Annotated in this window: 1 protein-coding gene; it reads right to left on the reverse strand. The window is 49.2% G+C overall.

Going from position 1 to position 299, the window contains the following annotated elements; genetic code table 11:
* A partial coding sequence (locus tag HBA93_RS20430) for an ABC transporter substrate-binding protein (RefSeq protein WP_221724494.1) occupies window positions 1-299 on the reverse strand: 299 nt, incomplete at both ends.

Raw genomic sequence — 299 nt, forward strand, 5'->3', positions numbered from 1 at the left:
GTGTTTGCGGCACCTTATCTTCCGATAGTGCCGTCTTGTTGTAAATCATCCCGATTGGCTCGACAGACGTCGCATAAACGATATCTTTATAGATTGCCCAGCTTGGCAGTGATGCAGCCTCAAATGATTTATAGGCTTCCAGATAACCGTCGACCGCAAGCTTCACGCCCTGATCCATCGCCGAGGTCCAGAATACATCACCACCGACCTGCTTTGCGGCAGCTTCAGAGATCACACGGTTGTAAACACCGTTTGTGCCGATATCATTATAGTCGATACGGATGCCAGGGTACTTTTTG

The organism is Ochrobactrum sp. SFR4 (genome assembly GCF_019730395.1).
Taxonomy (GTDB): Bacteria; Pseudomonadota; Alphaproteobacteria; order Rhizobiales; family Rhizobiaceae; genus Pseudochrobactrum.